Here is a 20,522-nt window from a genome sequence, read left to right as displayed (position 1 = left end):
CGACAGTATGCATTTTCATGTCATTTTACGGATCCTCGGCATACTGCTGATGATCTTCAGCATCACCCAGCTGCCACCTCTGGGGGTGTCGCTGTTCTATGAGGATTCCACACACTGGGCGTTCATCTCCGCCTTTGCCATTACGCTGGCGACCGGCTTTATCATCTGGGTACCGGTTTACACCGCCAAGCAGGAGCTCAGTATCCGTGATGGTTTTCTTGTTACCGTACTGTTCTGGACGGTGCTGGGGGTGTTCGGTTCGCTGCCACTGATGCTGGCCGAGTCACCGGGACTGACAGCGGTTGATGCCGTTTTCGAATCGATTTCAGGCCTGACGACTACAGGTGCCACCGTCATGACGGGGCTGGATCAATTACCGCACTCCATTCTCTATTATCGTCAGCAGCTTCAATGGCTGGGTGGCATGGGGATTATCGTGCTGGCAGTTGCCATACTTCCCATGCTGGGTATCGGGGGCATGCAGCTCTACCGCGCCGAGGCTCCGGGGCCGGTCAAGGACAACAAACTGACACCACGCATCACGGAAACCGCAAAGGCACTCTGGTATATCTACCTGTCCCTGACCATCGCCTGCGCAGCGGCATATTGGCTTGCTGGCATGACGCCGTTCGATGCCATCGGCCACAGCTTTTCCACGGTCGCCATCGGTGGCTTTTCCACCCATGACGCCAGTATTGGCCATTTCGACAGCGCCATCATCGAGTCCATCGGCATCTTTTTCATGGTGGTAGCCGGCATCAACTTTGGCCTGCACTTTTTTGCCTGGCGGCACCATACGCTGACACACTATCTGAAAGATCCCGAGGTACAGTTTTACCTGTCACTGCTCGGTCTTGTGATCCTGCTGACACTGTTTGTGCTGGTAATGACTCACACCTATCCTGCGGTAGAAGCTCTGCGCAAAGCCGCTTTCATGGTGGTTTCCGTTGCCACGACTACCGGCTATGCCACGGCAGATTTTGCTCACTGGCCTGCCATGCTACCGTTCATGCTGTTTGTATTGGCTTTCGTAGGGGGCTGTGCCAGTTCGACCGCCGGTGGCATGAAGGCGATTCGTGTCCTGTTGATACTGAAGCAGGGCTATCGTGAGATTCTGCGCCTGATTCATCCCAACGCCGTCATTCCAGTCAAGCTCGGACAGAGACCCATTCCGGATCGCATTTTACAGGCAGTGTGGGGGTTCTTTTCAGTCTATCTGATCGTATTCGTGGTCATGCTGATCGCTTTGCTGGCAACCGGGCTGGACCAGATCACCGCTTGGTCAGCCGTGGGGGCAACCCTCAACAACCTGGGCCCCGGACTGGGCGACGTATCCGCCCATTTCGGCGGACTCAACCCCACCGCAAAATGGATCCTGTGTCTGGCGATGCTGCTGGGGCGTCTTGAAGTATTCACCATGCTGGTACTGTTCACGCCTGCCTTCTGGCGCCGGTGATCAGTCGTAAAAGCGTGGCATACCTTCAGGCTGATGACTGAAGCGGCGGTACTCCCATTGATATTGGGCGGGCAGGGCGCGAACACAGGCTTCCACCGAGCGGTTCATGGCCGTGGCAGCCTGTATCAAATCCTTGCTGTTGATCTCATGTTCAGCCCGTCGAAAATGCAGATCAAACCCCTCAGCCTGCGGCAGACGCTCGGCATAGCCACAAATTACGACCGCACCGGTCTGAGCAGCCAACTGCGGCAGGAGCTTCATAGTCAGAGCCTGATTGCCAAAAAAAGGCACATGAATTCCGCCGCTGGCCTCCGGCTCCTGATCCGGCAAAATACCCACCATCTCACCACGTCGCAGTGCCTTCATCACCATTCGCACACCCCGAGTATCGGCCGGGGCCATCCGGGTGCCCAGCCGCGCCCGCATGCGCTTGATCAGGTTATCCATCAGCTGAAGCCGCGGCGGCTTATACATGGCAGTAAAGGGATAGTGGGCTGACAGCCACAGATTAAGCACCTCCCAGTTGCCCAGGTGAGGGGCTATCAGGATGACACCTTTGCCCTGTACAACCGCCTCACTGACGATCTCTTTGTTATGAATTTGACGTATTTTTTTCAGCGTGCGCTTGGCCGGCCACAGCCAGGCCATCCCCATTTCACACAGTGAACAGCCCGTTTGCTTCAGGCTTTCATGCACCAGTTGGTCCTGTGCATCTGGGTCCAGCTCAGGAAAGCAGCGGCTGATATTGCGCCGAGTCTGGAACGTCATCTTGGCCTTTTCGCCCTTGCGCCACTGCCGATTCCCGAGCCATCGCCCCAGCCCCTGAGAGGCTTTCAATGGCAGCAGGGACAGCAGCCCAAGCACCAGAACCGCCAGTATCGCCTTGACCTGTTTCAATTCGCTCTCCGTTACATTCATATACTGAGTCGATGATTATAAATCACCGGCATGGTTGATGGCGAAAATGCACGCAGATGATGTGACTGAGTCACTTATTCAGTAGCCGTGCAACAGGTCATAAAACCTGCAGATCATGTATAATTCGGCTCTTATTTCGACCACATCCAACAACAATGGTGATTTCCGTGACTGACAAGGTGACTCCAGACGTTAGCACATTCCAGGGACTGATCCTGGCCCTGCAACAATACTGGGCCGAACAGGGCTGTGTCATCGTGCAGCCACTGGACCTGGAGGTGGGCGCCGGTACTTTCCACCCCTGTACGTTCCTGCGCGCCATCGGCCCCGAGACTTGGCGTTCTGCCTACGTACAGCCAAGCCGCCGTCCAACTGATGGCCGTTATGGTGAAAACCCCAACCGCCTGCAACACTACTACCAGTTCCAGACTGTGCTCAAACCCTCTCCCGACAACATTCAGGAACTGTATCTCGGTTCACTTGAGCGGCTGGGGATCGATCTGTCGATCCATGATGTGCGCTTTGTCGAAGACAACTGGGAATCACCAACACTTGGTGCGTGGGGCCTGGGCTGGGAAGTATGGCTCAATGGTATGGAAGTAACACAGTTCACGTACTTCCAACAGGCCGGCGGCCTTGAATGCTATCCGGTCACCGGTGAAATCACCTACGGGCTTGAGCGCATTGCCATGTACCTGCAGGACGTAGACAGCATCTATGACCTGGTCTGGGCACGCTACCCGGATGGCAGCACCGTCAGTTATGGTGACGTATTCCATCAGAACGAAGTGGAGATGTCGGCTTACAACTTTGAACATGCTGATGTACCGGCGCTGTTCCGCAACTTTGACCACTACGAATCCGAATGCCAGAAATTGCTGGCTGCCGACCTGCCGCTGCCAGCCTATGAGATGGTGCTGAAGGCCTCACATACATTCAACCTGCTCGATGCTCGTCACGCCATCTCCGTTACCGAGCGCCAGCGTTATATTCTGCGTGTCCGTACGCTGGCCCGTGATGTCGCCAGTGCCTATTTCGAGAAGCGCCGCGCACTTGGTTTCCCGCTGGCCCCTGAAGCGATCCGGGCAGAAGTCCTGTCTGCCTGCGAGGAGGATAAATAATGTCTCAGCATGATTTCCTGGTTGAACTGGGCACCGAAGAGCTGCCACCCAAGGCGCTGAAAACTCTTTCTGATGCGTTCCTTAGCGGCATCACTTCAGGCCTTGATGCAGCCGGCATCACCTATACGACCGCAACACCTTTTGCGTCACCACGCCGCCTGGCCGTTCTGATCAGCAACATCCAGCCACAGCAGCCCGACCGCAACATTGAAAAGCGCGGCCCGGCCACTCAGGCACCCGAGAAGGCCGTGCAGGGTTTTGCAGGCTCCTGCGGCGTCAGCACCGACCAACTCGAAGTGATGGAGACACCCAAAGGCAGCTACTACGTCTATCGCGGCGTGGAGAAAGGGCAGAGCACCGCTGCTCTGCTGCCTGAGATCATCAGTGAATCCCTGCACAAACTGCCCATCCCCAAACGCATGCGCTGGGGCTCTTCCCGCACCGAATTTGTACGCCCGGTCAAATGGCTTGTCATGCTGTTGGGTGATGAGGTTGTTGATGCCGAAGTACTCGGCCTCAAGGCTGGACGTACAACCCGCGGCCACCGCTTCCACTATAACCATGAGATCGAGATCATGGTGCCGGCCGACTACCAGCAGACGCTGCTGGATACCGGCAAGGTCATTGCTGACTTCGCTGCCCGCCGTGAAATAATCCGCGAACAGGTTATTCGCGAAGGCGAGCGCATCGGCGGTACAGCCCAGATTGATGAGGATCTTCTGGATGAGGTGACAGCGCTGAACGAGTGGCCCGTCGCCTTGACCGGTCGTTTTGAAGAGCGCTTCCTTGATGTTCCAGCCGAAGCTCTGATCTCCTCCATGAAGGAAAATCAGAAGTACTTCCACGCGCTGGATGCCGAAGGCAAACTGATGCCTTACTTCATCACACTGGCCAACATCGAATCCAAAGACCCGCAGCAGGTTATAGAGGGTAACGAGAAAGTTATTCGCCCGCGCCTTGCAGATGCCGCATTCTTCTTTGATACCGACAAGAAGCAGCCTCTTGAGGCCCGCATCGAAAAGCTCAAGAGTGTTGTTTTCCAGCAGCAACTCGGCACCATTTATGAGAAAACCCAACGCATCGAAGGACTCGCAGCCGCCATTGCCAATCTGATTGGTGGCGACAGCCAGTATGCTCAGCGCGCTGCCTCTTTGAGCAAGTGCGACCTGATGACAGACATGGTGTTTGAATTCACTGAACTGCAGGGCCTGATGGGCTATCACTATGCACTGCATGATGGCGAAGCCGAAGAGGTCGCTCAGGCACTGGACGAGCAGTACATGCCCCGTTTCGCCGGTGACAGCCTGCCTTCGACTCGCACAGGCATTGCACTCGCCATCGCTGACCGCCTGGACACGCTGACCGGTTTGTTTGGCATTAACCAGCCGCCTACTGGCTCAAAGGATCCTTTCGCCCTGCGGCGTGCCGCCCTCGGTGTTCTGCGTATCATTGTTGAGCATAAACTTGACATTGATTTGCACGAACTGCTCAGCATCGCTGTTGCTCAGCACCAAGATCTACCCGCTGCCGACGGCCTAGCAGATCGGGTGCTTGATTTCATGCTCGACCGCTTCCGTGCTTGGTACGATGACCGCGGCATCAGCGCTGAAACGTTCCTTTCAGTACATGCACTTCGTCCCACCAGCCCACTGGACTTTGATCGCCGCATTGATGCCGTTAACCACTTCCGCAACCTGCCGGAAGCGGCAGCACTGGCCTCTGCCAACAAGCGAGTCAGTAACATCCTGGCCAAGCAGGGCGGTGACATTTCCACCGATACAAACTCCGCACTGCTGCACGAACAGGCTGAACGTGAGCTTTGTGAGCAGCTTGATGCGATTGAGCGCGAAATTACACCATTGTTTGAACGTGGTGAATACCGAAACGCACTTGAGCGCCTGGCTCAGCTGCGCCAGAGTGTCGATAACTTCTTTGATCAAGTAATGGTGATGGCGGATGATGAAGCGCTCAAACTTAATCGTCTTGCCTTGCTGGCTCGCCTTCGCCGGCTATTCCTCGGTGTTGCCGATATATCACTGCTTGGCTAAACCTTAGGCATAATCTACAAACCCCGCATTGCGGGGTTTTTTTTGCTTCGCACTTAATGTTTCACGTGGAACATGTAAGCGCCGAAACTAAAGCTGCCCCGATTAGAGTTTATGCAGCTGCCTGGCAAAACATGTACAAATGGTTCGCTTCTCTATAAAAACCTGCCAAACCTTTCTTAGCGCTGTCACACAGCTCTCCGGATATTACCCGCACTCCACTTACCGTTTGCGCTTGCAGAGCTGCAACATTATTTCAAATACCTGGTACCAGAACATAGACAGTCGCCAGCCAGTTGTAGGTTGTATCCTAAAGCTATGCATTTATTTTACTTGACGGAATTAAGTTAAGATCCTTTTGACGTGCCATTATTGCTGCAGAAACAACTACAGAAGCTCCCAGATCTACACAACAATGATCCAGTCGCCAGTAAATACTTTTGGTGGTTGTATCAATGATCTTCATCGGTGTTATTAAAGCTTTCTCAGGCTGGCCTGCCGGTCAGTGACTAATTTCTGCACAGGTTCGACATTGATAGCATGCTTCTGCATGTTGCAAACTGAATAGGGTGCCCGCGTGATCTCTACGTGTCACTTGCACCGTATCAGCTGGCAATACCGATAAGGCTGCCAACCATCATCGTCTAACCGGTCCAAGTATAGTCAACCATTCGCTGCACGCATTGATGCGTCAAGCCTGAACTTTCCGTGCTTGGGAGATGACCCGTAACCGCGTAACACTGGCACACCCCGAACAATCGCTGGTACTGACGGTTAAAGCGCGCGGTACAGAAGTGGCATTACCTACCTCCTCAGCACGGGGCACCACTTCGCTGCAGTGGATAGCGATGTGATATCCGGCCCGACTGTGTCTCGTATTTGATGATAATGAACCTCTGAGCAAGGATGAGTTGCAGTAGGAAGCGGCATTCCGTCTTGGAAGCGTCTGGGTCTAGTGCTTTCAAAACATGGAAACAGACCGAAAGCTGCCCTTGGATTTGAGTGTGTCTGGACGAAGAATAATTTTCGATCGATGATCTTCCGGCAATCGTGAACACGTGGGAGCACTTTAGCAACAGGGAGGTCGATACCGTTATGGGAAGGCATAGTAGCGGTGCGTTGGAAACGCTGACGCAAGTGCAGCAGCTGCCTGTGCCTTGTCTTCAGGATTGACGAATAGGGGGCTACAAATGTTCTCGACACGATCATCGATATGCACATACTCTGGCCGACCATGCGCATACAATCGCGCGGACAACAGCGGCGAGTTCGTCGAACACAAGACCACTATCCCAAAATAGTGTTCAAGGAATACCCTCAGGCTGCATAGAAGGGTGTCGAATTTCAGAGTTAGATTAGCGCGCTGTGAAACAATTGAGGCTTTGGAACTCCATCACCACTTTGCAATTTTGGTCCATAGATAGTGACCAGATCACATAACAAAAGCCAATCTCCCTAACAAGCCACGCTTAAGATGCGAAGCCAATGTTTCACGTGAAACATAAACAATGCCTCACATTTCGTGAGATCAACATGGTGCGTTATTCAAGCTCGAATACGAAGGACACTGATGATGAACATTATGATGTTGGCGTAGCAGCTAGGCTGAATATCTAGACGCTCACCGTAAATTTCAAACTTAATCTACCCGATAAGGGTCGCAAACTAGAGTAACAGCAACTGGATCGGGGAATACTGATTAACGGAAGCTCAGCGCTTTTAGGTTTTTATGTCACAAAAAAAGCAGCCAATGGCTGCTTTTGAAGCGTTTCATAATAAAAACGAAGTCGAAGAATCAAACGTCCAGATTGGATACATTCAACGCGTTGGATTCGATGAAGTTGCGGCGCGGTTCTACTTCATCACCCATCAGAGTAGTAAACAACTGATCGGCAGCAATGGCGTCATCAATGGTCACCTGCAGCATGCGGCGTGCATTCGGGTCCATCGTGGTTTCCCAGAGCTGATCCGGGTTCATCTCGCCAAGACCTTTATACCGCTGAACAGAGTTGCCTCTGCGCGACTGCTCCAGCAGCCACTGGATACCGGCCCCCAGTTCATTGAGCGGGAAGCGACGTTCGCCACGCTGAAGGTAGGCGCCATCCTCGAACAGCGACTGCAGTTCATGACCGAGTGATACGATGGACTGGTAGTCACGAGAACGGAAAAACTCCGAATCAAGCGTATAGTCGGAATCAACCCCGTGCTGAATGATCTTGATGACCGGAAGGTAGAGGCTGTGCTCACGATCCAGCTTCAGGGTGCACTCATAGCGTTCACCACCATCTACGTAAGTAGACAGGGCTTCACAGAGCTGCTCCGACCATTGTTGTACCTGCTCGGATGACGACAACTGCTCCAGTGTCAGAGTCGGCAAGTACAGCAGTCGCTTCAATACTTCATACGGATAGACGCGGCTCAACCGTTCGCACATGCGCTCGACCTGACGATAACGGGTAATCATCGACTCCAAAGCCTGACCGGAAATGGCGGGAGAACCTTCACCCGGGAACAGGCTGGTGCCGTCAAGAGCACCCTGGAGCAGGTAGTTATCAAGCGCTTCGTCATCCTTGAGGTATTGCTCCTGCTTGCCTTTCTTAATTTTGTAGAGCGGCGGCTGGGCAATATAAATATGACCGCGCTCAATCAATTCGGGCATCTGGCGGAAGAAGAAGGTGAGCAGCAGGGTACGGATATGCGAGCCATCCACGTCCGCATCCGTCATGATAATGATGCTGTGATAACGCAACTTGTCGGCATTGAACTCTTCACGTCCGATACCACAGCCCAGTGCCGTAATCAGCGTGCCAACCTCGGCAGAGGTGAGCATCTTGTCAAAACGCGCCTTCTCGACGTTAAGGATCTTGCCCTTGAGAGGCAGGATTGCCTGCGTGCGGCGATCGCGCCCCTGCTTGGCAGAGCCGCCTGCGGAATCACCCTCCACCAGGTACAGTTCAGAAAGGGCCGGGTCCTTTTCCTGACAGTCAGCCAGCTTGCCTGGCAAGCCCGCCACATCCAGCGCACCTTTACGGCGAGTCATTTCACGCGCCTTGCGGGCCGCTTCACGCGCACGCGCAGCATCGATCATCTTCTGCACGACCGCCTTGGCATCCTGCGGGTTTTCCAGCAGATAGGCATTCAGTTCAGAAGCCATCAACTGTTCAACCGCCGTTTTCACTTCGGAAGAAACCAGTTTGTCCTTGGTCTGTGACGAGAACTTGGGATCGGGAACCTTGACCGAAATAATCGCCACCAGACCTTCACGGCTGTCATCACCACTGGTGCTGACCTTGCCATTCTTGTTCAGCTGCTCAGACTCAATGTAGCTGTTGAGGCAGCGGGTCAGTGCCGCACGAAAGCCCGACAGGTGGGTACCGCCATCACGCTGCGGGATGTTGTTGGCAAAGCAGTGCAGGCCTTCCTGGAAGCCGTCGTTCCATTGCATCGCCACTTCAACGCCTACGCCATTTTCATGCATGGTGTTGAAATGAAAGATCTTGTTGATCGGTGATTTGTTCTGGTTGAGAAACTCAACAAATGCCGCAAGGCCACCTTCATATTCAAACACTTCTTCACGGCCGCTGCGCTCATCCTTCAGGCGAATGCGAACGCCTGAGTTAAGGAAGGACAATTCACGCAGGCGCTTGGCCAGGATGTCATACTGGAAGCTGATGTTGGTGAACGTCTCTTCAGACGGCTTGAAGCGTACAATCGTGCCGGTCAGGTCTGTTTCACCCACCACACGCAAGGGCACTTCGGGTACACCGTGATGATAGATCTGCTCGTGTACCTGCCCCGCACGCCGAATGGTCAGCTTAAGCTCCGAAGAAAGCGCATTCACAACAGACACGCCCACACCGTGAAGACCACCTGATACCTTGTAGGTGTTGTCGTCGAACTTGCCACCGGCGTGCAGCACCGTCATGATCACCTCAGCCGCCGATACACCTTCTTCCTTGTGAATATCAGTAGGGATGCCACGGCCGTTGTCAGACACGGTAACGCTCTCATCCGGGTGGATGATTACGGCAATCTCGGAGCAGTGACCGGCAAGCGCCTCGTCAATGCCATTGTCGACCAGCTCGAATACCATGTGATGAAGGCCGCTGCCATCATCGGTATCGCCTATGTACATGCCCGGTCGCTTTCTGACCGCATCAAGCCCCTTCAGGACCTTGATACTGGACGAGTCATAATTCTGGTTTTCACCACTCATGTTTGATCTCCTGGCGCACCCCTGTGCGTTAACGTACCGGATTCCACCCTGAACAGTGCAACATCAGTCTCAGGCTGCCAGACCCGACTCAATAGGTCCGGATCCACACAGGTGATAAAGCACTGATTGGCACTCGCCTCTAAAAATTCGCAGAACTGCCGGCAGTGACGCTCATCGAGCTCGGCCGGCAGGTCATCGATCAAGTAAATACAGGCACGGTTGTTGAGGCGATGAAACAACGCACCCTGGGCCAGCCTAAACGCACTGACCACCAGTTTTTTCTGTCCGCGTGACAGCCGATCAGCTGCATTCAGACTGCCTGTCTTGAAGCGCAGGTCAGCACGCTGCGGCCCCAACGAGGTAAAGCCCTGACGCAGATCGCGCTCAAGATTTTCAGTCAGAAGGGCTTCGAGACCCCGCTTGCGATCCCAGCCGGGACTAAACAGCAGGCGTACCTCGACACCCTGTAACAGTGCGCTCAGGGCCTGCTCAAACCCGGGCCTGAGCTGCTCAATATAGAGCTGCCGAAGAGCCGTCATCTGCTCTGCATAGTGAACGAATTCAGCATCCCAGGTTTGCCTCACGCGAGGATCGATTTTACCACACTTCAGCAGTGAATTTCGCTGCTTGAGGATACGCCTGAAACCACGCCACAAGCGGATAAAGGCAGGATCGAAATGAAAGGTACCCCAATCAAGAAACTGTCGCCGAATACCCGGACTGCCATCAAGCAAATCGAAGGTATCACTGTTGATCACCTGTATCGGCAGAAGCTCGGCAAGAGCCGCGGCATCAAGGCTTTCACCGGCATAACGCACACGCACGTCGGCATCCAGGCTGCGCTCAACACCCAGGGGCTTCACCTGTCCGGTACCCAACGAATCGGTTTGGGCAAACACAAGCGCACGCGTCTCTCCCTCCTGCACCAGATGACGAAACTGGTTGCCGCGAAAGGAACGGGTCAGGCCAAGAAAGTGAATCGCTTCAAGCACACTGGTTTTGCCACTGCCATTATCACCATACAGAATATTGATTCGGCTGAGCCGATCTGCAGTAACATTGGTCAGGTTACGGATGTGCTGGATACGGAGCTGTTTGAGGGGCATCGGGAGATACAGACAGGGGGCCGAAAGCCCCCCGAAAACGGTCACATGCGCATCGGCATGACGACGTAGAGCGCATTGGGTTCGTCGTAGCCGCGAATCAGCGCGCTGCTGTTGGAGTCCAGCAGAGTGAAACGCACAACATCGGAGTTAAGGATCGACAGTACATCAAGCAAGTAGTTAACGTTGAAGCCGATCTCAAGCTGACCACCCTGATAGTCGACGGCAACGGTTTCTTCCGCTTCTTCCTGTTCAGGGTTATTGGCCATGACCTGCAGGTAACCATCAGTCAAAGTCAGGCGAACGCCACGATACTTTTCATTCGACAGAATGGCGATGCGACTAAAAACCTGACGCAACTCCTGGCGGTCTCCCAGCAGTTCCTTGTCGCCATTGCGAGGAATGACACGCTGATAATCAGGAAACTTGCCGTCAACCAGTTTGGAGGTAAAGGTAAAATCACCGACATTGGCGCGAATATGGTTGGCCCCGATCACCAGGCGAACACTCTCATCTCCGCCTTGAAGCAGGCGTGCCAGTTCCAAAATACCCTTGCGCGGCACAATGATCTGCTGCTGAGAGCTGCTGTCGGTCTCAACCGGACATACCGAGGTGGCCAGCCGGTGGCCATCAGTGGCGACACTGCGCAGCTCGCCCTCCTTGACCTCAAGCAGCATGCCATTGAGGTAGTAACGCACATCCTGCTGCGCCATGGAAAAACCGGTCTGATCGATCAGGCGGCGCAACGAGGACTGTGGCAGCTTGAGCTCAAACGTCTCGGGGCTGTCTTCAACGTTGGGGAATTCCTGCGCCGGAAGCGTCGACAGGCTGAATCGGCTCCGCCCAGACTTGATCATCATCTTCTGGCCGCTGAGCTCGAACTCGATACGTGCGTCATCAGACAGCGATTTACAGATATCCATCAGCTTGCGTGCCGGCACGGTAACGGAACCGGCTTCTGCAGGCTCATCCAGCTGCACACGGCCCACCAGCTCGACCTCTAGGTCGGTGCCGGTCAGTGAAAGCTGATCGCCTTCGGCCACCAACAGAATATTGGACAATACCGGCAGCGTCTGACGGCGTTCCACAACTCCCGCCACCAGCTGCAGTGGTTTAATGAGCGCTTCTCTGGATATAACAAGTCTCATGATTCTGGCTACCCTGTCAGGATCCTGTACTACGCCGTCAGATGACGCAGCAGATTTTTGTAGTCTTCGGCAATATCGGTATCGGTTTCACGCAACTCTTTGATTTTACGACATGCATGCAACACCGTCGTGTGGTCGCGACCACCGAAGGCGTTACCGATTTCGGGCAAACTATGGTTGGTCAGTTCTTTCGCCAAACTCATCGCCATCTGGCGTGGCCGCGCCACTGAGCGGCTGCGACGCTTGGAGAGCAAATCAGCCACCTTGATCTTGTAGTAGTCGGCCACAACCCGCTGAATATTATCAATACTAACCTGTTTGTCCTGTAACGCCAGCAGGTCTTTGAGTGATTCCTTGATAAAGGGAGTATTGATGGTGCTGCCCGTGAAGTGAGCATTTGCTATCACTCGTTTCAAAGCACCTTCGAGCTCACGCACATTGGAGCGAATTTTCTGCGCCAGGAAGAAAGCAGCATCGTCAGGCAAATTGACCCGCGCTTCCTGCGCCTTCTTCATCAGGATGGCCACGCGGGTCTCAAGCTCCGGTGGTTCGATTGCAACGGTCAGTCCCCAGCCGAAGCGTGACTTGAGCCGTTCTTCAACGCCGTGAATTTCCTTCGGATAGCGGTCACTGGTCAGAATCATCTGCTGACCACCCTCAAGAAGGGCATTGAAGGTATGGAAGAACTCTTCCTGGGAACGCTCTTTGCCGGCAAAGAACTGAATATCATCGATCAGCAGGGCATCAACGGACCGGTAGTACCGCTTGAAGTCATTGATTGCGTTCAGCTGCAGTGCCTTGACCATGTCAGCAACAAAGCGCTCGGAGTGAAGATAGACAATACGCGCATTCGGGTTGCGCTTGAGCATTTCGGTCCCGACCGCATGCATCAAGTGGGTTTTACCCAAACCAACGCCACCATATATAAACAGCGGGTTGTAGGAACCACCCGGATTGTCTGCAACCTGCTGTGCAGCCGCCAGGGCCAACTGGTTGGACTTGCCCTGCACAAACGATTCGAAGGTGAACATCGGATTAAGGTTGGACTGATGACGCACGCTGCCTTCAACTTCAACGCGACGCCCACCCATTGAGTTCATAACAAGGCCCGAATCGACCGGTTCCTGCTGATCGAAAAAGCCCATCTGGGGAGTGGGCTCATCGCTCCATTCGTCAGCGCCTGCCTGATCGTCGGCCATAACAGCCGGGGATGTCGTCTGCACGGGCGCTGCGGCAGGCGCAGCAACCGCAACGGGCTGGTGCTGTGACGCAACTGGAGCAGCGGGAGGAGAGGGCGCACGCTGAACAGTCTGAGCAGCTTGCGCAGACTGACGACGGCTTCGGGTCGGGGCGGTACGATGCCGGGGTGTAGCCGCCATCGCTGCACTCTGCCCGGAGACATCCAGACGCACCTCGGTGCTCATGTCACCGGTGACTTCCGAAACCGCCTGCTGAATGCGGGCCAGAAACTTGTCCGCAACCCAGTCACGCACGAAACGGTTCGGCGCCAGCAGCAAAAGCTCCTGCGAAGCATCATCCTGAGCCCGCAAGGGCCTGATCCAGGTGTTGAATTGTTGGGCAGGGAACTCCTGCTGGAGACTTCTCAGGCACTGTTCCCAAAGCTCTACCGACATCCGTTTACTCCCAACCGCTCAGGCCTTAGAGTCCCGGGGGATCACAAAAATTCGAAGAGAAACATTCTAGCGCCTAAGGCAGTGGTTATCCACAGTTATACTCGATTTTGTGTAAAAAATGCCGACCATGCGCCAAATCGGTATTTACCCCCACGCCAGCACTAAAACTGGACGCGGCGTGAACAAAAAAAGGGTTAAAAACAGCTTTGCCATGTAGTTATGAACAAAACATCCTATTGTTTTTATAGAAAATAAAGTACTTATATACAGAATTACACAATTTCATCACCAACAGGATACAGTTGCCACGGCCCGCGTCTGTTCCAGACAGTCGTTTAGGCCAGAGCCTGCATCCAGTGATCGATAGCTCGTGCAATTCACACCTCGCCCCAAAAAGTGTTTGCAAGATAACCAGCAATCCCCTAGAATTTCGCGTCTTGATTTTATACCCCGTGGATTATCAGCCACCTCACGTACATCAGTGTAAGTAGGACTGAGGCAATGAAAAGAACATTTCAACCCAGCGTTTTGAAACGCAAACGTAATCACGGTTTCCGTGCTCGCATGGCAACTGCAAATGGCCGCCAGGTTCTGAACCGTCGTCGCGCTAAAGGTCGTAAGCGTCTGTCTGCTTGATTCAGATTCTGAATAAGGTCGCATGACTGAATGACCGATTTCCGATATCCCCGCCGTCTGCGACTGCTGACGAGCGGGGATTTCTCGCGTGTATTTGACCGCGCAGATGTCAAAGTACCGGACCAGCACCTGCTGATTCTGGCCCGCCCCAATGATCTTGGTTATCCCAGGATCGGATTCGTAATCTCGAAGAAAAATGTCCGTCGGGCGGTGAAACGTAACCGCGTTCGGCGTATCATTCGCGAGTCTTTTCGCCTGCATCAGCATGAACTCCCGGCACTGGATATGATTATTCTCGCTCGCAAGGGCCTGGATACTCTTGAAGGCACTGAGTTGAATGCCGTTATCAGGCGTTGTTGGTCGCGTGCCGGCAAGAAAGCGCGAAAGCTCACATAACAAACTGATGGTTCTACCACCATGGATGTACAGCGAGTCATACTGATTGCCGCTCTGGCACTGGTATCCTACCTGATGGTATTGCAGTGGAACGAGGATTACGGTCCCTCCCACCAGCCTGAACAACAGGTCACCAGCTCCTCCGCCTATTCCACTGACCCGGCATCAGCCGTTTCAGAACTGCCACAGGCATCCGATGCTGCGGCAAGTGCGGATATTCCCCAGACCGGAACAGCTGCAGAGGGTGCCGTCCAAGCATCTGCCACCAGCCTGATCAAGGTCCGCACTGACGTGCTGGAACTGCTGATCGACCCACGCGGTGGCGACATCATTCAGGCCGCTCTGCCACAACATCAGGGGGCACTGAATTCAACTCAGCCCTTTGTCCTGCTGGAGCAGAATGCCAACCGTACATATGTCGCTCAAAGCGGCTTGATCGGGCCCGACGGGCCTGATGCCAATGTCACGGGCAGGCCGCTTTACACCAGCGCTCAGACTGAATACACACTGGAAAACGATACCCTCACCGTGGATCTTGGCCTCACCACCGACAAGGGTGTTGAAGTGACCAAACGCTTCACCTTTTTCCAAGGTGAATACCGGGTTGGAATGGAATACCTGATCAAGAACCCGACAGAAGCACCTTTCCAGGGTGTGCTCTTCGGCCAGATCAAGCGTGATGGCTCGAGTGACCCCTCACAGCAGAACAGCATGGGCATGCAGTCCTATCTGGGCGCTGTTTTCTCCACCGCCACAAACAACTACCAGAAAGTTGATTTCGGCGATATGGATGATGAGCGGTTCAATGTCTCCAGCCCTGACGGCTGGGTCGCCATGGTTCAGCACTATTTCCTCAGCGCATGGATACCGGAACCGGGCACCGAATACACCTACCAGTCCCGCAAGCTTAACGGCAATTACATTGCAGGATTCCTGTCGCCCACCTTTACAGTGTCCCCAGGACAGTCTGAAACCGTCAGCGCCACTTTCTATGCCGGCCCCAAGGATGTTGACCAGCTCAAGCTGATTGCTCCTGACCTGGACCTGACCATCGACTACGGCTGGCTGTGGTGGATTGCCTCCCCACTGTACATGCTGCTGAAGTGGATTCACTCACTGGTTGGCAACTGGGGCCTTGCGATCATCGGCATCACCATCATCGTCAAGGCTGCGCTGTTCCACCTGAACGCCAAGGCGTTCCGCTCGATGGCGAAAATGCGCAAGTTCGGCCCTGAAATGGCGCGCCTGAAAGAACTCTATGGCGACGATCGTCAGAAGATGTCTCAGGAAATGATGAAGCTGTACCAGAAAGAGAAGATCAATCCGCTGGGAGGCTGCCTGCCGATTCTGGTTCAGATGCCGATCTTCATCGCTCTGTACTGGGTACTGATGGAGTCCGTCGAACTGCGTCATGCGCCTTTCTACGGATACATTCAGGACCTGTCGCAGATGGACCCGTACTTCATTCTGCCGATTCTGATGGGCATCACCATGTTCATTCAGCAGATGCTGAACCCGACACCGCCAGACCCCATGCAGGCGAAGCTGATGAAGATGCTGCCAGTGATCTTCACCTTCTTCTTCCTCTGGTTCCCGGCAGGTCTGGTTCTGTACTGGCTGGTGAACAACATTCTGTCGATTGCCCAGCAGTGGGTCATCAACAAACAGATCGAAGCAGGCAATGCTGCCAAAGACTAAAGGCATGCTCTGCAGGTAAAATGAAAAGGCTCCCACGGGAGCCTTTTTCGTTGTGTTAAGGAGACCACCATGCTCAGCAGTGCGCAGGACACCATCGCAGCCCAGGCAACGCCCCCCGGCCGAGGCGGTGTTGGGATTATCAGACTGTCCGGGCCCGATGCGCTTGCCATCGCTCAACAGCTGCTGGGCTTTACACCAAAACCCCGTTACGCCCACTACACTCCGTTTCTGGATGAACAGGGCGAACAGCTGGACCAGGGCATTGCACTCTACTTTCCCAATCCTCACTCCTTCACTGGTGAAGATGTGGTCGAACTGCAGGGGCATGGCGGCCCGGTCATCATTGACCTTCTGCTGCAACGGGTGATCGCACTGGGCGCACGACTGGCACGCCCCGGAGAGTTTTCCGAGCGCGCTTTCCTCAACGACAAGCTGGACCTGGCCCAGGCAGAAGCCATTGCGGATCTGATCGACAGCTCGTCAGAGCAGGCCGCACGTTGCGCACTGCGCTCACTGCAGGGCGCATTTTCCGAGCGTGTGCATGCACTGGTGGAATCCCTGATTCAGCTACGCATCTATGTGGAAGCCGCCATCGACTTCCCAGAAGAAGAGATCGACTTTCTTGCAGATGGCAAGGTGCAGTCAGACCTGGCACTGATCCTCAAAAATCTGCAGCAGGTGCGTCAGGAAGCACGCCAGGGCAGTCTGTTGCGCGAAGGCATGAATGTGGTCATTGCAGGGCGCCCCAATGCCGGCAAATCCAGCTTGCTCAACGCACTGGCAGGGCGAGACACCGCCATTGTCACCGACATAGAAGGTACAACACGCGATGTGCTGCGCGAGCATATCCATATTGATGGCATGCCGCTGCATATCATCGATACCGCCGGGCTTCGCGACGCCCCTGATGCTGTCGAGCGCATCGGTATTGACCGCGCCTGGGAAGAGATCCGCCGCGCCGACCGCATTCTGATGATGGTCGACAGCAGCCATTCAGCGACCACTGATCCCTCTCAGTTATGGCCCGAACTGGCCGATCACCTTGACGACTTCAGCCATGTCACCCTGATTCGCAACAAAGCCGACCTGACCGGCGAACCGGTTGGCATGCGTCAGGAAGGTGAATACAGCCTGATTTCTCTAAGTGCCAAACAGGGGCTGGGAATTGATCTGCTGCGCGAGCATCTAAAGCAGGTAATGGGTTTCAATGCCACAACGGAAGGCGGATTCATGGCACGTCGCCGTCATGTCGATGCACTGGAACGCACTCGTCAGCTGCTTGAAACCGGGGCCGAACAGCTCGAAGCGCACGGAGCCGGCGAGCTGCTGGCCGAAGATTTGCGCCAGGCACAACAAGTACTCAGCGAGATAACCGGTGAGTTCAGCTCGGATGATCTGCTCGGCAGAATCTTCAGCTCATTCTGTATCGGTAAGTAAGATCAATTTTTATCAAAATCAACATTGAACCTGTAGATTTCTTGGTTATCATGTACACGCTTTTATAAAGAAGGATTCGAGCCATGGATACGGCGCCAAATCTGATGTGGATGGCACTAGCCCTCACCTTCATCACCACGGCCCTCTTATCGTTATTGATTGTCAAATATGGCAAGTCACTGCTTTCAATCTACAACGTCAAAGTAGTAGGGCATGTAGACTCGCAACTTAAGCAAAACTTCGTTTCCACCTCACCGACCCAACTTCTTGCCGCCACAGCTTTGAGTTGCATCCTGTGTGTTGCGGCAGGCTTCTTCCTGTTTGGTTTCTTCGGCGTTGTGCCGGGGCTGATTGCTGGCCTGTCCACCCCCTGGATCTACCACTGGCTCGTCAAACGAAAGCGCCGAGAAGCGTTCGTCTACCAACTTCCAGATGCTCTTTCTTCACTATCAACATCCATGAAAGGCGGAGGCAGCCTGAGCAAAGGGCTCGAGATGCTTGCCATCAGGCAGCCCAGCCCCCTCTGCCAGGAGTTTTCATTGCTGGTCGCGGAAAACAGAGTGGGAAAAGATGTGGAAGAGTCTCTGAAAGACATGAAAGAGCGTCTTAAATGCCCAGAGCTCGAGCTTCTGAATATAGCCATATCCGTCTCTCGTAACGTTGGCGGTAACTTGGCGGATACACTTGAAATTCTGGCAGACACTCTGAGAGAAAAAGCACAGGTCGAGGGCAAAATCGCGGCCCTGACAGCAACGGGCAAGGCACAAGGTTGGGTGATCAGCCTGCTGCCATTCGGTGTAGGGTTGGCTCTCTACTATCAAGAACCCGAGAAAATGTCTGCTCTATTCAACGAGCCTTGGGGCTGGCTGATGCTGGCAGTCATGTCAGCCATGATGGTATTGGCTGTCTGGTTAATCTATAAAATAGTTAATATCGATGTCTGAATCACTGCTTTACATATCCCTGGCGGCAATAGTCACCGCTGTAGTGCTGATCTCGCTGGTACCATTGGTGATTTTGAAAGCTGCCAAAGACCCTGATATCGAACTGATGTCGTCCGGCAGTGATAGCCTCGGCTTTTTTCTGAAGGCGCTGCGTCCACTACTTCGCGCCTACTCAAACGTTTTCTCGAAGAAAACAAAACCAGAAACCCTCGATATAATACGATTAAAACTTCTTCGGGCTGATTTGCTGTTCTCTCTAACTCCGAACGAATTCATCGCGCTACGACGGCTTTCATTGGCCCTCACCACAGGCTTCGGCTACCTGATCATTCAGATACTTGATATGCATGATGCCCCCAAAATAGTGGCAATATTGGGTGGAATGGCCGTTTTGGGCCATATCTACCCGGACATCTGGTTAAACGACACAATCAAGCAACGCAGAAATCAGATAGAGAAGGCATTTCCATTCCTGCTGGACTTGCTGGTTCTGATGATGAGAGCGGGGCTTCCCTTCGCGGGGGCAATCCAGCAAGGCATCAACAAAATCCCCGAAGGGCCTCTAAAAAGAGAATTTGTTCGATACCAGCGTGATATCCGTACTGGGCTGGCGAGGGCTCAAGCACTGGAAAACCTTTCAACCCGCATCGATATCCCTGCGATTACAAACTTCACCGCTGCCATTATTCAGGCCGAAGAAACCGGCGGTAGTATTACAAACATGTTGGCCACCCAAGCAAAGCAGCGAAGAAAGGAGCGCTTTCTGCGTGCCGAGAAAAAGGCTAATGAAGCACCCGTAAAAATGTTGCTCCCGCTTGTTGGACTGCTGTTCCCGATCACATTTATGATTATCAGCGTCCCTATCATTGTCCAGTTCTTGGATTCTGGGCTTGTAGAAAAGCTGTTGAAATGACGAGTGTGGCAGAGTTGCAGTTTGAATGGATGGATACTTTTTCAAAGCGCCTTACTGGGGCTCTTACACGCCCGATTGACAAAACACGTACGATATTAGTTTTTTCACCTGGTGGCTCCATACATACTTTTTTCATGCAATATGACTTACATATATTTTTCCTGGATGCCGAATACAAGATTATAAAAGGCTACCCGGACGTGAAGCCATGGCGTGTAGTTAAAGCACCGCAGGGTACTCACTACGTGGCCGAATCGGCTGCAAGTATTCCATATATGACTGTTCTGTCGAAACTCACTTATCTTATGGCCGTAAAATGAAGCTTTTTTGCACCTTTCTACTGAGTTTGACACTGCTCGGTTGCGCTTTCCAACCTTCGGGCACACCCGAAAAAGCGGATAATGTTCCACCTAAGGAGTTGTGGAAATCCGCTGATAACGCTTACAGAAATCAAGACTGGCAACTCAGCTATAGTCTGTACAGCCAGATATCTGATCAATTAACGGATGCTGACATCGAATTCAGAAAAGGAGTTTCCGCCTTCCGGCTTGGTCGTATTAAAGCTGCTGAGCAAGCTTTCGAGAGCGCTATTGAAATTCAGCCCTCTCATAAAAAAGCATTGTTCAATTTGGCAATAATCAACATATCCAGAGGTTATGCTTTTTTGAACGAATATAATGAAAGCTTACCGATTCAAGAACGCCCTGAAGAAATTGTCGATATTCTTAAAGCACTAGAACGTTTCAGTACACAGTAAAAGACGTGATAAGATTAAAGCCTGTAGTATACCCTGTAATTATTAGTGCAGTTTCATCAATAATAATACCAGGCATTATTTTTTATAAAATAATAGACCA

General features: G+C 53.4%; 17 protein-coding genes. 12 read left to right on the top strand and 5 right to left on the bottom strand.

Annotated elements, in window-relative coordinates:
* Positions 1-7: 7 nt before the first annotated feature.
* Positions 8-1,456, top strand: coding sequence for a TrkH family potassium uptake protein (locus ACAM29_RS14675; RefSeq protein WP_369624556.1), 1,449 nt, complete (start codon positions 8-10; stop codon positions 1,454-1,456).
* On the opposite strand, the gene ACAM29_RS14670 is transcribed toward ACAM29_RS14675, so the two are convergent.
* The gene (locus tag ACAM29_RS14670; RefSeq protein WP_369624555.1) at positions 1,457-2,374 is read right to left on the bottom strand and encodes a lysophospholipid acyltransferase family protein; all 918 of its coding nucleotides are present in this window, start codon (positions 2,372-2,374) and stop codon (positions 1,457-1,459) included.
* Positions 2,375-2,529: 155 nt separating this feature from the next.
* On the opposite strand from ACAM29_RS14670, the gene glyQ reads away from it, so the two are divergent.
* The 3 genes from glyQ (at position 2,530) to ACAM29_RS14655 (ending at position 6,394) form a co-directional block, all read left to right on the top strand.
* A complete protein-coding gene (gene glyQ / locus ACAM29_RS14665) occupies positions 2,530-3,495 on the top strand; it encodes a glycine--tRNA ligase subunit alpha (RefSeq protein ID WP_091827515.1) in 966 nt (321 codons plus the stop codon).
* On the top strand, positions 3,495-5,543 hold the full coding sequence (gene glyS / locus ACAM29_RS14660) for a glycine--tRNA ligase subunit beta (RefSeq protein WP_369624554.1): 2,049 nt from the start codon (positions 3,495-3,497) through the stop codon (positions 5,541-5,543). The genes glyQ and glyS overlap by 1 nt, the downstream gene beginning before the upstream one ends.
* 716 nt (positions 5,544-6,259) lie before the next feature.
* Positions 6,260-6,394 carry a hypothetical protein gene (locus ACAM29_RS14655; RefSeq protein ID WP_369624553.1) on the top strand — a complete coding sequence of 45 codons (135 nt, stop codon included), beginning with the start codon at positions 6,260-6,262 and terminating at the stop codon, positions 6,392-6,394.
* Between the two features lie 941 nt (positions 6,395-7,335).
* Here the strand turns inward: ACAM29_RS14655 and gyrB are convergent.
* From gyrB to dnaA, 4 genes are read right to left on the bottom strand one after another with little or no spacing between them, the layout of a single operon-like run.
* On the bottom strand, positions 7,336-9,756 hold the full coding sequence (gene gyrB / locus ACAM29_RS14650) for a DNA topoisomerase (ATP-hydrolyzing) subunit B (RefSeq protein WP_091827518.1): 2,421 nt from the start codon (positions 9,754-9,756) through the stop codon (positions 7,336-7,338).
* On the bottom strand, positions 9,753-10,862 hold the full coding sequence (gene recF / locus ACAM29_RS14645; protein WP_354408874.1) for a DNA replication/repair protein RecF: 1,110 nt from the start codon (positions 10,860-10,862) through the stop codon (positions 9,753-9,755). Before recF ends, gyrB begins: the two co-directional genes overlap by 4 nt.
* A 41-nt stretch (positions 10,863-10,903) precedes the next feature.
* Positions 10,904-12,007, bottom strand: a complete 1,104-nt coding sequence (gene dnaN / locus ACAM29_RS14640; RefSeq protein ID WP_091827520.1) for a DNA polymerase III subunit beta — start codon at positions 12,005-12,007, stop codon at positions 10,904-10,906.
* A 29-nt stretch (positions 12,008-12,036) separates the two neighbouring features.
* Complete coding sequence (gene dnaA / locus ACAM29_RS14635) at positions 12,037-13,641, bottom strand: chromosomal replication initiator protein DnaA (RefSeq protein WP_091827521.1); 1,605 nt, start codon at positions 13,639-13,641, stop codon at positions 12,037-12,039.
* Positions 13,642-14,142: 501 nt separating this feature from the next.
* On the opposite strand from dnaA, the gene rpmH reads away from it, so the two are divergent.
* From rpmH to ACAM29_RS14595, 8 genes are all read left to right on the top strand, one after another.
* Positions 14,143-14,277, top strand: coding sequence for a 50S ribosomal protein L34 (rpmH, locus tag ACAM29_RS14630; RefSeq protein WP_091827522.1), 135 nt, complete (start codon positions 14,143-14,145; stop codon positions 14,275-14,277).
* 30 nt (positions 14,278-14,307) lie between these two features.
* The gene (gene rnpA, locus ACAM29_RS14625) at positions 14,308-14,673 is read left to right on the top strand and encodes a ribonuclease P protein component (protein ID WP_091827523.1); all 366 of its coding nucleotides are present in this window, start codon (positions 14,308-14,310) and stop codon (positions 14,671-14,673) included.
* Positions 14,674-14,694: 21 nt separating this feature from the next.
* A complete protein-coding gene (yidC, locus tag ACAM29_RS14620) occupies positions 14,695-16,371 on the top strand; it encodes a membrane protein insertase YidC (protein WP_369624552.1) in 1,677 nt (558 codons plus the stop codon).
* A 69-nt stretch (positions 16,372-16,440) separates the two neighbouring features.
* Positions 16,441-17,808 carry a tRNA uridine-5-carboxymethylaminomethyl(34) synthesis GTPase MnmE gene (gene mnmE / locus ACAM29_RS14615; RefSeq protein ID WP_369624551.1) on the top strand — a complete coding sequence of 456 codons (1,368 nt, stop codon included), beginning with the start codon at positions 16,441-16,443 and terminating at the stop codon, positions 17,806-17,808.
* An 83-nt stretch (positions 17,809-17,891) separates the two neighbouring features.
* Entirely contained in the window at positions 17,892-18,752 is an 861-nt protein-coding gene (locus ACAM29_RS14610; protein WP_091827526.1) for a type II secretion system F family protein, read from the top strand.
* The gene (locus tag ACAM29_RS14605) at positions 18,745-19,665 is read left to right on the top strand and encodes a type II secretion system F family protein (protein ID WP_369624550.1); all 921 of its coding nucleotides are present in this window, start codon (positions 18,745-18,747) and stop codon (positions 19,663-19,665) included. The genes ACAM29_RS14610 and ACAM29_RS14605 overlap by 8 nt, the downstream gene beginning before the upstream one ends.
* 5 nt (positions 19,666-19,670) lie before the next feature.
* Positions 19,671-19,985 carry a hypothetical protein gene (locus ACAM29_RS14600; protein WP_369624549.1) on the top strand — a complete coding sequence of 105 codons (315 nt, stop codon included), beginning with the start codon at positions 19,671-19,673 and terminating at the stop codon, positions 19,983-19,985.
* A complete protein-coding gene (locus tag ACAM29_RS14595) occupies positions 19,982-20,422 on the top strand; it encodes a tetratricopeptide repeat protein (protein WP_369624548.1) in 441 nt (146 codons plus the stop codon). The genes ACAM29_RS14600 and ACAM29_RS14595 overlap by 4 nt, the downstream gene beginning before the upstream one ends.
* Positions 20,423-20,522 lie beyond the last annotated feature (100 nt).

The sequence above is a fragment of the Marinobacterium sp. BA1 genome, assembly GCF_041155135.1.
GTDB classification, from domain to species: domain Bacteria; phylum Pseudomonadota; class Gammaproteobacteria; order Pseudomonadales; family Balneatricaceae; genus Marinobacterium; species Marinobacterium iners.
Note: the sequence above shows the minus strand (reverse complement) of the source record. Positions and strands in the feature narration are given on the sequence as shown.

Excerpts from the sequence above, each read along its gene's own strand:
- ACAM29_RS14610 (WP_091827526.1), top strand. The coding sequence starts at position 17,892 with ATGGATACGGCGCCAAATCTGATGTGGATGGCACTAGCCCTCACCTTC.
- ACAM29_RS14655 (WP_369624553.1), top strand. The coding sequence starts at position 6,260 with ATGACCCGTAACCGCGTAACACTGGCACACCCCGAACAATCGCTGGTA.
- mnmE (WP_369624551.1), top strand. The coding sequence starts at position 16,441 with ATGCTCAGCAGTGCGCAGGACACCATCGCAGCCCAGGCAACGCCCCCC.
- glyS (WP_369624554.1), top strand. The coding sequence starts at position 3,495 with ATGTCTCAGCATGATTTCCTGGTTGAACTGGGCACCGAAGAGCTGCCA.
- yidC (WP_369624552.1), top strand. The coding sequence starts at position 14,695 with ATGGATGTACAGCGAGTCATACTGATTGCCGCTCTGGCACTGGTATCC.
- recF (WP_354408874.1), bottom strand. The coding sequence starts at position 10,862 with ATGCCCCTCAAACAGCTCCGTATCCAGCACATCCGTAACCTGACCAAT.
- rpmH (WP_091827522.1), top strand. The coding sequence starts at position 14,143 with ATGAAAAGAACATTTCAACCCAGCGTTTTGAAACGCAAACGTAATCAC.
- glyQ (WP_091827515.1), top strand. The coding sequence starts at position 2,530 with ATGGTGATTTCCGTGACTGACAAGGTGACTCCAGACGTTAGCACATTC.
- ACAM29_RS14605 (WP_369624550.1), top strand. The coding sequence starts at position 18,745 with ATGTCTGAATCACTGCTTTACATATCCCTGGCGGCAATAGTCACCGCT.
- ACAM29_RS14595 (WP_369624548.1), top strand. The coding sequence starts at position 19,982 with ATGAAGCTTTTTTGCACCTTTCTACTGAGTTTGACACTGCTCGGTTGC.
- dnaA (WP_091827521.1), bottom strand. The coding sequence starts at position 13,641 with ATGTCGGTAGAGCTTTGGGAACAGTGCCTGAGAAGTCTCCAGCAGGAG.
- ACAM29_RS14670 (WP_369624555.1), bottom strand. The coding sequence starts at position 2,374 with ATGAATGTAACGGAGAGCGAATTGAAACAGGTCAAGGCGATACTGGCG.
- ACAM29_RS14675 (WP_369624556.1), top strand. The coding sequence starts at position 8 with ATGCATTTTCATGTCATTTTACGGATCCTCGGCATACTGCTGATGATC.
- rnpA (WP_091827523.1), top strand. The coding sequence starts at position 14,308 with ATGACCGATTTCCGATATCCCCGCCGTCTGCGACTGCTGACGAGCGGG.
- gyrB (WP_091827518.1), bottom strand. The coding sequence starts at position 9,756 with ATGAGTGGTGAAAACCAGAATTATGACTCGTCCAGTATCAAGGTCCTG.
- dnaN (WP_091827520.1), bottom strand. The coding sequence starts at position 12,007 with ATGAGACTTGTTATATCCAGAGAAGCGCTCATTAAACCACTGCAGCTG.